Raw genomic sequence first — 10,064 nt, forward strand, 5'->3', positions numbered from 1 at the left:
GCTTCCTCCCGGCCGGGCGATGGGAGAATGCCCCGATGACCACATCACCGCAGGACCGGACGCGCGTCCGGCGGCTCGACGCCGATCGCCTCTCCGAGGAGCTGTACGCGCGGACGGGCCTGCGGCTGACCGTGGAGGGGCCCTGCCCGGGCGGCGAGGTGGGTGCCGCGTACGTGCGATGGCCGGACGGTCGACGGTCCGTGCTGAAGTGGCGTCCGGACACCCGGATCGAGGAGCTGCGGGCGGGCCCCCTGGCGGTGTGCGAGGTGCTGCGCGCGCACGGATATCCCTGCCCGTCGACGGAGTTGGCGGTCCAGGTGGGCCATGCCTCGGTTCTGGTCCAGGAGTTGCTGCCGGGCGCCCCGGCGGACCGCCTCGACCACGACGGGCTGGACCGGGCGCTCGCCCTCAACGAGGCGCAGGCGGGACTGCTGGCCGATCGCGCGGACATCCCGTCCATGCCGCTGTATCTGCTCGACGACGGTCCCGGTTACTGTCTTCACGAGCCGCTGCGCCGGCACAGCCGGCGCAGTCGTGAACTGGAGCGCCGGATCGCGGCGCTCGGCGCCGCCCGTCCTCGGCTGCCGGCCGGCCGGGACGTCGTGCACCACGACTTCCACCACGGCAATCTGCTGTGGACCGGCGGCTTCGTCACCGGTGTCGTCGACTGGGACGGCGCCTGCCGGGGAGACCGCCGGTTCGACCTGGTCACGCTGCGTTTCGGGCTGCACGCGTCCGAACAGGCGCCGGGGGTCACGGATCGTCTCGACGGCATTCTGGACGGCCTGCCCGAGGACGTCCTGCGGGTCTCCTGGGCGCACATGAGTCTGCGCATGGTCGACTGGGCCATCAGGCACTTCGCCCCGGGCGATGCCGGACACTGGATCGATCTGGCCGAGCGACGCCTGTGAGGCAGCACGCTCCGTCGTGGACCGCCCTCCGCTGCCCCGTCGGGGTCTCCCGCGGCGGTGCCGAAGACCACACCGGTGCGGTAGGTTCCCGTGGTGCTCGGTGACGACAGGCCGGATACGGGCGGACGGCATGGCGCGGCGCGGGAATCGCGCGGTGCGACGGCCCGCGAGGCGGGTGTTCCCGGCCCCCGCGGTACCGGCCGGGAGGACGGCGCGAGCGCCGCGGACGTGCGGACCGTACCCTGGTTCGCCCCCTTGCGCGTTCCCGCCTTCCGCCGGTTCGTGCTCGCGAGCCTCGTCTCGGCCACCGGGTCCGCGATGGCTCCCCTCGCCCTCGCGTACGCGGTGATCGGGCAGGGCGGCGGGACCGGATCGCTCGGCGTCGTGCTGGCCACGAACTCCCTGCCGACGATCGTCTTCACCGTCGTGGGCGGCGTGCTCGCCGACCGGCTGTCGCGCAGCCGGATCCTGTTCCTGGGCAACCTCCTGGCCGCGCTCGCGCAGGGGGTTCTCGCGGCGCTGGTGGCCACGGAGCACGCGACGACCGCGTCGATCGCCGGGTGCGGTTTCGTCTCGGGGATCGCGGTGGCGTTCACGGCCCCGGCCGCGACGGGCGCGGTGGGGCAGATCGTCGCCGCCGAGCATCTGCAGCAGGCCAACGCGCTGCTCCGGCTGCCGGGCAACGCGGTCAAGGTGCTCGGTCCCGTCGCGGCGGGGTTGATCGTCGCGGCCGGCGGCCCCGCCTGGGCGCTGTCCTGGGACGCGGTCAGCTTCCTGGTGGCGGCTCTCCTGCTGCTCGGGCTGCGGCTGAGTTCGCCGGTCACGACCGGTGGCCTGCTCGCCGGTCTCAAGGGCGGCTGGTCCGGCTTCCGGTCCCGGACCTGGCTGTGGACGTACACGGCCGCCGGAACGGTGGTGGTCGCCGCGTGGCTGGCCGGTTTCCAGCTGCTCGGCCCCGTCGTCGCGGCCGGGCACTACGCCGGGGCCCGTTCCTGGGGGCTCGTCCAGGGGGCGTTCGCCCTGGGGCTGCTGGCGGGGACGGTGGTGTGTCTGCGCTGGAAGCCGTACCGCCTGCTGGCCGTCGCCGTCGTCACCGGCGGCGCACTCTGCCTGCCGCCCATGGCACTGGGGCTGGGCCTGGCCCTGCCCTGGGTGCTGCTCGGTGCGGTGCTCGCGGGAGTCGGGCTCGACATCGCCATCGTGGCCTGGACCACCGCGCTCCAGCAGCACGTTCCCCAAAACGAGTTGGGGCGCATGAGCGCGATGAACGGGGTCGGGGAGCGCGTGGCGGTCCCGCTGGGCTATCTCGCCACCGCGCTCGCCGCGCACGCCCTGGCCGACCGGACCATGCTCCTGGTCTGCGCCGGGGCCATCGCGGCGGCGACGGTCCTCAACCTCTGCGTACGGGACGTGTACCGCGTCAATCGCCGCTGAGCGGAGGGGCACGGCGCGGCCGGTCCGGGCTCGGGGCCCGTCGGGTCACCCGGCGGGCTCTCAGCGGGTGTGGTCGGCGGTGACGTCCGCGGACAGGTGGCGGGTCCGTTCCGCCGTGTCCCACACCTGACGGCGGCGACCCCGTCGAAGGGGCGGGTGGAGACGGCCGCTCCGCCGGTGGCGGCGAGGCGTTCCAGGACCAGGACGGACTGTCCGGCACGGGCGAGGCAGGCGGCGGCGACCAGACCGTTGCGGTCTCCGCCCACGATCAGCGCGTCAGGGCGGCCGGGTGCGGGCATGGTCCTTCGTGGCACGGGGCGCTCACACCGGGCCGGAGGCGGTGGGGCCGCCGCCGGGCGGTGCGGGGGGTCCGGGGCGCAGTTCCGCGACGCGCCGGTACAGCTCGACCGCCTCCGTTCCCCTGCCGACCTGCTCCAGGCAGTGCGCCTCGTCGTTGCGCGCGGCGAGGGTGTCGGGGTGGCCCGAGCCGAGGACGCGCTCGCGGGTCTCGGCGACCTGGTGGTAGAGCGTGAGCGCGTCGGTCCAGCGGCCCGTCCAGCCGAGGCCGACGGCGACCTCGCGGCGGCTGACGAGGGTGTCGGGGTGGTCGGGGCCCAGGACGCGTTCGCGGATGGCGCAGACGTCGCGGGCCTCGGCGAGCGCCTCCTCCCAGCGGGCGAGGCGCCCCAGGTTGACGCCGAGGCCGTGGCGGGCACGCAGTGTCTCGGGGTGGGTGGGGCCGCTCGTCCGGGTGCGGTCGCCGACGAGGGCGCGGTACAGCTCCAGGGCTTCCGCGCTGTGTCCCAGGCGGCCGAGCGCGATACCGGTCTCGTAGCGGGCGGCGAGGGTGTCGGCGTGGTCGGGGCCCAGGGAGCGGGTCCGGCCGCGGACGACGTCCCGGTAGGTCCGCAGGGCTTCCGTCCACCGTCCCAGCCGGCCGAGCGCGTAGGCCACTTCGTAGAGCGTGACCAGGGTGTCGGGGTGTTCGGCGCCGAGTACCCGGGCGCGGGCGGCCGCCACCTCGCGGGCCATCCGGCAGGATTCCTCCGGGCGGCCGAGCCTGCCGAGGGTGAAGGCGAGGTTGTGGCGGCAGCGCAGGGTGTCCGGATGGTCGGGGCCCATGGCCCGTTCCCGGGAGGCGAGGACGGTGACGTACAGCCGGTGGGCGTCGGCGTGCCGTCCGAGCCCGCCCAGCACGTACGCCATCTCCTGACGGGCGGCGAGCGTGTCGGGGTGGTCGGGGCCCAGGACGCGTTCGCGGCCCCGGGCCACCCCGCCGAACTCCCGCAGCGCGTCCTCGGACCGGCCTGTGCGTGCGAGGGTGAAACCGATCTCGTATCTACTGGACAGGGTGTCCGGATGGTCGGGGCCGAGGGCCCGCTCGCGTTCGGCGGCGACCGCGCGATGCGCCGCCTCGGCTTCCGCCCAGTGGCCGAGCCGGCCAAGGTCGAGGCCCGCGCTGTGGCGGCCGGCGAGGACGGAGAGGAGTTCCGGCGACAGGGCGGGCCGCTCCGTCGCCGCGGGTGGCGGTTGCGCGGCGAGATGCCACGGGCCGGTGCCGGTGATCCGTTCCGCGGCGGGGGGCCACGGGCCGAAACCGCCGGAACCGGCGCCTGTGGCAGTTTCGCCGGCCGCCGGAAGCCACCGTCCGCCGGTGGTCCAGTCGTCGGTGAGGCCCGCGCGGTGGTCGGGTGGGGCGGTCCGCGCAACGCCTCCCAGGGCCTTGTGTCCGGTGGTCATGCCGCGGGCCCAGACCGGCAGTTCCCGCCCGGGACGCTCGACGGGTGCGAGCGGCACGGACGGGAGGTGCGCCGTGAACGGAACGTGTCCGGTGGGCCCGGGCCGGGGCTGTTCGCCGCTGCGTCCCACGGCGATCCGCCGGCGCAGGTCGCTCGCGTCGGCGGGCCGCTCCTCCGGTTCCTTGGCCAGCAGGTCCAGGACGGCACGGTCGAAGAATCCGGGGAGTTCGGCCCGGCGGGCGCGCAGGGGCTCGGGCGCGGTGTCGCGGTGGCCGACGAGGACGGCCCAGGTGTCGTCGAGGTCGAACGGCGGCGTCCCGGTGGCGATCTCGTACAGGACGCAGCCCAGTGAGTAGAGGTCGCTGCGATGGTCGACCTGGCCGCCGCCGATCTGTTCCGGCGACATGTAGTGCGGGGTGCCCATGGCGATGCCGGTGCCGGTGAGGCGGGAGGTGAAGCCGATGTCGCGGCCCAGTCTGGCGATGCCGAAGTCGCAGATCTTCACCGTGCCGTCGGCCAGGCGCATGATGTTGGCGGGCTTGAGGTCGCGGTGCACGATGCCCTGCCGGTGGGTGTAGCCGAGGGCGTCCGCGACCTGCTCGGCGATGTCGACGATGTCGGAGACCGGGAGCGGGCGCTGTCCGTTGGCCTCCAGGAGCTGGCTGAGGTTGCGGCCGTCGAGGAACTCCATCACCAGGAAGAGGACGCCGTCGTCCTCGCCGAAGTCATGGACGACGGTGACGCCGCGGTGCTGGAGCGAGGCGGCCACATGGGCCTCGCGGCGGAAGCGCTCGCGCAGGACACGGGTGAACGACTGGTCGTGCTGGGGCCCCATGGGCTTGAGGCATTTGACGGCCACCTGACGGCCCAGCGACTCGTCCCGGGCACGCCACACCTCGCCCATGCCCCCGCGCCCGATCAGATCGAGCAGTCGGTACCGGCTCTGGACCAGCCTGGTGTCCGCCATGTCGTGCTGTCGCCCCCGTCGCTGTGCCCACTGCCCTCCCCGGCCCGTCCAGTATGGCGGCCCCGCCGCGCGATCCGTACGCGGCCGGTGGGCCCGTCCGGTCCGGGGCGTGGCGACGGCTTCCGCCGGCACGCGGCCGGGCGGAGGCCGTCGGCGCGGCCGGGTGGCCTCCCCGGAGGCGACGGGGTCGTCCGGCGTCGGCCGCGGAGCGGGGGCCGGTGGTTCAGCGCTGTTCGCGCAGCACGGTGAGGCGGCGTCGGTATTCGTCCTCGTCGATCTCCCCGCGGGCGAACCGTTCGGCGAGCTGGTCCTCGGCCCGTCGGCCGCCCCAGTCGGCCTCGCCGGAGGGCGTACGGGGGCTTCGACCGCGCCCGCCGCCGAGGTAGTGGATGAGGGCGACGATCCCTGCGGTCAGCAACGACAAGAACACCACCATGATCACGGCCATGAGGAGCCATCCGCCGCCCCAGCCGCCGTCGTACCACATCATGCCGATCTCCTTCTGTCGGACGGCCGCCCGTCCCCGTTCCCAGTGTGGCGCGGTGCGCCGTCGGCCGGGGGCGGGCGGCACGGGCCCTGCCGGGGGCCGGGCGGCCCGTACGCCCCTCGCGTCAGTCGTGGGGGACGACAGCCACGGGGCAGCGTGCGTGGTGGATGGCGGCCTGGGTCACGGGGCCCAGATGCGGCGCCAGCGGGCGATGGTGCCTGTGCCTGCCGACGACCAGCAGATCGGCGCCCTCGGCGGCCCGCACCACGGCTTTGGCGGGGCTGGCGAGCACGGCGCGGTCGACGACCTCCACCGTCGGGAACCTGTCGCGCCAGGGGCGCAGGGACTGGCCGAGGAGCTTGCGCGCGTCCCGGGCCAGCGCGTCCGTCACGTCGTGGTCCACACCCCAGGGCACGTACGCGTCCACCGGCAGGCTCCGGCCGTGCACGGCCCGCAGGGGGATGCCGCGGGCGGCGGCGGACGCGAAGGCGAATTCGAGCAGGTCGTCGCAGGGGCCGTGCGGGTCGACCGCCACGACCACGCCGCTCGTCACGACCCGCCGGGGTTCCGGCCCGTCCTCGTCCGTGCCCGCCCGCACCAGGACTGCCGGCCGCTCGGCGCGGGACACGACGGGCAGGCTGATGTCGCCGAGGAAGTAGCTTTCGACGGGCGCCAGCCCCCGCGAACCGAGCACGACCATCTCGGACTCCGATGCCGCGCGCAGCAACGCGTCCTCGGCGTCGTCGGCGACCAGGCTGCCGATGACGGAGAGGCCCGGGTGGCGGGCCTGGAGCTCCGCCTTGGTGTTGTGCACGATCCGCCGCGCCCAGTAGTTCTGGTCCATCTCGCCCGGCACGCGGGTCGGTTCCGGCACCAGCAGGGGCCACGCGTGGAGCAGGCGCAGGGTGAGCCTGCGCCGCTCGGCCTCGTCCGCGGCCCAGCGGGCGGCGGCCAGGCTCTCCGGTGACCCGTCGAGGCCGACGGTGACGACTGGCTCCATGACGACTTGCCTCCGTCTCGCGAGAAGCGGGGAACGACGGTGTGCGTGCCGCACTCCCCGCACCGCTGTCGCCGCCGTGCCTCGGTACGGGCCGGGCCCGGACGGCGGCGGCGACTCCCGGGAGGGAGCGTCCGCGGGAAGGGGGCGGGCGCGGGTTCCGCTCGTTCGACGCGGGCCCGCTCCTTCGAGGAGTACCGCAGATGCGCCGGTGGCGCACACGGAACCCGTCGAGGGACCCGTCGGGAAGCCCGTCGGCGAGGGGAAGGCGGTCTCACGTCCCGCCGGAGGTGCCGCGGGCCCCGTCGTCGGTCCGGTGGGTCAGGTGCGCGGTCACGGACACGACGCCGTCGACGCCCTGGCACAGTCGTTCGATGACGGGGACCAGGCTCTCGAACTCGACGGATCCGGTGAGGACCACCTGCCCCTGCCGGACCTCGGCGGTCACCGCGGCGGCGTCGAGTCCCATCGTCCCCCGCAGCACGTCCCGGTCGATCTCCTCGCGGATGGCCTCGTCACGGCGCAGGAAGACCCGGAGCAGGTCCCTGCGGCTGATGATGCCCAGCAGCTTGTCCTCCTCGTCGACGACGGGGAGCCGCTTCACGTCCTGCACCTCCATCAGACGGGCCGCCTCGACCACGGTCCACTCCGGACGCGCGCACACCGCGGGGGCCGACATCAGTTCCTCCGCCCGGGCTCCCTCCGCCTTGGCCCGCTCCCACGCCTCGACGTGCGGGATCGGCGTCAGGCCGGACGGGTCCGCCCGGTCGGAGCACTTGCGCAGCAGATCGGCCTCGGACACCACGCCCATGGGCCGGCCCAGTTCGTCCACCACGGGTACCGCGGTGACGTCGTTGTCCGCCAGCAACCGGACGATCTCCTTGAACGGCAGGTCACGTCGCGCCCGGACGACGTCCCGGGTCATGAGCTCGGCGACCGTTCGGTGCTCCATGTCATTCCCCTTCGGGATGCGACGGCCGGCAGTCCGGAAGCGGTCGTCCACGGCCGGAAGTGGTCATGTGTCGAGCGGATCAGGAATCCCGGCTCGCGGGGTTGGGCCGACCGGGCCACACCTCGGGTCCGGTGGACCCCGGGAGCGGCCCGCCCGGCCCCACGGCCCGGTGCGTGCCGCGCGGCACGCCGTGCGTCCGTCGGCGCCCGCCCCTCATTGGCCGGCCTTCGGACGCAGCGTCCCGCATATACGGAACGGTGCGCGCCCGTCGGGTGCCGGTCGGCCCTGCGGTGGCTCCGGCTGGCCCGCAAGGTGAAGGGGGCCGATAGTGGAGGAAGGCGGGCGGAACCGGCACCGGTGCGGCGGTCCGGGAGGACGGCGCGGCGGGAGGAGGGTGCCGTCGATGTCGAAGGCCACGAGCACCGACCTCTACGAGGTCACCATGGCCCAGTCCTATCTGCGCGAGGGCATGACGGGGCCCGCCACGTTCAGTCTGTTCGTCCGCGAACTGCCGCCGGACCGGGGGTTCCTGGTCTGCGCCGGCCTGGAACCGGTGCTCGCCTGTCTCGCCGACTACCGGGTGGACGCGGAGGACGTGGCCGTGTTCGCCTCCGTCACGGGACAGCGGCGCGAGGAGCTGGCACCGCTGCTCGGCCTGGAGTTCGAGGGCGAGGTCCGGGCGGTGCCCGAAGGGCGCATCGTACTGGCCGGTGAGCCGCTGCTGGAGATCACCGCCCCTCTTCCGCAGGCCCAGCTCGTGGAGACGTACGTGCTCAACCAGGTGAGCCATCAGACCGCCGTGGCCTCCAAGTGCGCCCGGTGCGTGCTGGCGGCCGACGGGCGCCCGGTCGTGGACTTCTCCCTGCGCCGCACGCACGGCATCGAGGCAGGGCACCAGGCCGCCCGGCTGGGGGCCATGGTCGGTTTCGCCGGGACCAGCGACGTGGCGGCCGCGCATGCCGAGGGCCTGACCGCGGTCGGCACGATGGCCCACTCGTATGTGGAGGCGTTCGGCACCGAGGAGGACGCGTTCCGGGCCTTCGCCCGGTCCCACCCCGGCCCGGTGACCCTGCTCGTGGACACGTACGACACCGTGGCGGGCGTGGAGACGGCGGCGAGGGTGCTGCGCGAGCTGGGGCTCGGCCCGGGGTGCGCCGTCCGTCTCGACAGCGGGGACCTCGGGGACCTGGCCGTGCGGGCCAGGGCCGTGCTCGACGCCGCCGGGCTCCGGGAGACCCGGATCGTGGCGAGCGGTGGTCTCGACGAGTTCGCGGTGGACGAACTGGTCCGCGCGGGGGCGCCCGTCGACACGTTCGCGGTCGGCACCCGGGTCGGCGTCAGCGCGGACGCTCCGTACCTGGACTCCGCGTACAAGCTGGTCGAGTACGACGGCCGCCCGGTGATGAAGCTGTCGTCGGCCAAGGTGACGGCCCCGGGCCGCAAACAGGTGTTCCGGCGGCCGGCCGGGCGGATCTCGTCGCTCTCGTCGACGAGCGGCCGCCGCCCGGCGCGGACCCGCTGCTGGAGGCGGTCATGCGGGAGGGACGCCGCACCTCGCCCCGCACCGGGCCGGCCGAGGCCCGGAAGCGGTTCACCGCCGATCTCGCGGCGCTGCCGCCCCGGGCCCGTGCCGTACGGGCACCCGTCGCGCCGAGGGCGGAGCTCTCCCAGCGCCTGGTCTCGCTCACGGCGGAGGTCCGCCGGTGCATCGAGGCGCGTCTCGCGGGGGACGGCCGCCGTTCCTTCCCGCCGGGCCGCGCGGCCCGGCGCGGGATACCGCCCGGCCCGTCCGGATCCGTGCGGCAAGGCCGTCCGGCCGGGCGGGGCCGGACGGAACCGGGACAGGGGCCGGTCGGCCCATGTCCCTGAGCCGGTCGCCCGGCGATGCTGACCCCGGACCCACCCACAGGAGGCTGTCGATGAGCACTTCTCCGACCCGTGTCACCGCCCTGCCCGCCCAGTACCGCACCCGGTTGCTGCGCGTCGGCCGGGAGGTCAACTTCGACCAGGGCGTCCGTCTCTTCGACGAGGGGGACTTCGCGGACCGCTTCTGGATCCTGCGCTCGGGCGCCGTCACCCTGGACTTCCGTGTCCCGGGCGGCCGCCCGGCCGCGATCGAGAATCTGGGACCCGGTGAACTGGTGGGCTGGTCCTGGCTCTTCGAGCCCTACCTGTGGCACCTCGGAGCGGAAACGATGACTCCGGTCCGCACCCACGAGTTCGAGGCCGCGACCATACGGATGATGATGGACGCGGACCCCGCCTTCGGTTCCGCCGTCGGCCACTGGGTCGGACAGGTTCTCGCGCACCGGCTGCAGGCCGCGCGGATCCGTCTGCTCGACCTCTACGCCCCGCACGGCGGCGGTTCCCTCTGACGACCTGGGGAACAATAGGGAGTGGATCGGCGAGCGGCGTCATGCGGCTTCGAATCCAAGACGGAGGAGGGAGGCGGATGCGGTCTCCTCTGCTCGAACGCAGCTGAGAGCTCGGGGAAGGGGCGTCGGTGACCGACGACGACGCGGGAGGCGGAGTCGCAGGGCGTCGGGAGCCCGCTCCCTATTGCTCCCCAGGTCGTAA

7 protein-coding genes and 2 pseudogenes are annotated in these 10,064 nt (G+C 74.4%); 4 read left to right on the plus strand and 5 right to left on the minus strand.

The window, feature by feature from the left end; all coding sequences use genetic code 11:
• Positions 1 to 35: 35 nt before the first annotated feature.
• Positions 36 to 911, plus strand: a complete 876-nt coding sequence (locus ACFYXM_RS32970) for an aminoglycoside phosphotransferase family protein (RefSeq protein WP_389294987.1) — start codon at positions 36 to 38, stop codon at positions 909 to 911.
• 255 nt (positions 912 to 1,166) lie between these two features.
• A complete protein-coding gene (locus tag ACFYXM_RS32975; RefSeq protein ID WP_389295001.1) occupies positions 1,167 to 2,345 on the plus strand; it encodes an MFS transporter in 1,179 nt (392 codons plus the stop codon).
• Between the two features lie 131 nt (positions 2,346 to 2,476).
• Here the strand turns inward: ACFYXM_RS32975 and ACFYXM_RS32980 are convergent.
• From ACFYXM_RS32980 to ACFYXM_RS33000, 5 genes and pseudogenes are all read right to left on the minus strand, one after another.
• Positions 2,477 to 2,644 (minus strand): annotated as a pseudogene (locus tag ACFYXM_RS32980) (NAD(P)-binding protein); the annotation flags it as partial.
• Between the two features lie 22 nt (positions 2,645 to 2,666).
• Positions 2,667 to 5,051: a tetratricopeptide repeat protein gene (locus ACFYXM_RS32985; protein ID WP_389294989.1), complete on the minus strand. Its 2,385-nt coding sequence runs from the start codon at positions 5,049 to 5,051 to the stop codon at positions 2,667 to 2,669.
• Between the two features lie 223 nt (positions 5,052 to 5,274).
• Positions 5,275 to 5,541 (minus strand): SHOCT domain-containing protein, encoded by a 267-nt coding sequence (locus ACFYXM_RS32990; RefSeq protein WP_389294991.1) that lies wholly within the window; start codon positions 5,539 to 5,541, stop codon positions 5,275 to 5,277.
• Positions 5,542 to 5,662: 121 nt separating this feature from the next.
• Positions 5,663 to 6,538, minus strand: a complete 876-nt coding sequence (locus ACFYXM_RS32995; protein ID WP_389294993.1) for a universal stress protein — start codon at positions 6,536 to 6,538, stop codon at positions 5,663 to 5,665.
• 271 nt (positions 6,539 to 6,809) lie between these two features.
• Positions 6,810 to 7,487 carry a CBS domain-containing protein gene (locus ACFYXM_RS33000; RefSeq protein WP_389294995.1) on the minus strand — a complete coding sequence of 226 codons (678 nt, stop codon included), beginning with the start codon at positions 7,485 to 7,487 and terminating at the stop codon, positions 6,810 to 6,812.
• A 403-nt stretch (positions 7,488 to 7,890) separates the two neighbouring features.
• Between ACFYXM_RS33000 and ACFYXM_RS33005 the strand changes: the two are divergent.
• Positions 7,891 to 9,356 (plus strand): annotated as a pseudogene (locus tag ACFYXM_RS33005) (nicotinate phosphoribosyltransferase).
• Positions 9,357 to 9,406: 50 nt separating this feature from the next.
• On the plus strand, positions 9,407 to 9,862 hold the full coding sequence (locus tag ACFYXM_RS33010) for a Crp/Fnr family transcriptional regulator (protein WP_389294997.1): 456 nt from the start codon (positions 9,407 to 9,409) through the stop codon (positions 9,860 to 9,862).
• The last annotated feature ends 202 nt before the right edge of the window (positions 9,863 to 10,064 follow it).

It is taken from the genome of Streptomyces sp. NPDC002476 (assembly GCF_042889785.1).
In the GTDB taxonomy this organism is placed as follows: Bacteria; Actinomycetota; Actinomycetes; order Streptomycetales; family Streptomycetaceae; genus Streptomyces.

Excerpts from the sequence above, each read along its gene's own strand:
- ACFYXM_RS32970 (WP_389294987.1), top strand. The coding sequence starts at position 36 with ATGACCACATCACCGCAGGACCGGACGCGCGTCCGGCGGCTCGACGCC.
- ACFYXM_RS33010 (WP_389294997.1), top strand. The coding sequence starts at position 9,407 with ATGAGCACTTCTCCGACCCGTGTCACCGCCCTGCCCGCCCAGTACCGC.
- ACFYXM_RS33000 (WP_389294995.1), bottom strand. The coding sequence starts at position 7,487 with ATGGAGCACCGAACGGTCGCCGAGCTCATGACCCGGGACGTCGTCCGG.
- ACFYXM_RS32985 (WP_389294989.1), bottom strand. The coding sequence starts at position 5,051 with ATGGCGGACACCAGGCTGGTCCAGAGCCGGTACCGACTGCTCGATCTG.
- ACFYXM_RS32990 (WP_389294991.1), bottom strand. The coding sequence starts at position 5,541 with ATGATGTGGTACGACGGCGGCTGGGGCGGCGGATGGCTCCTCATGGCC.
- ACFYXM_RS32995 (WP_389294993.1), bottom strand. The coding sequence starts at position 6,538 with ATGGAGCCAGTCGTCACCGTCGGCCTCGACGGGTCACCGGAGAGCCTG.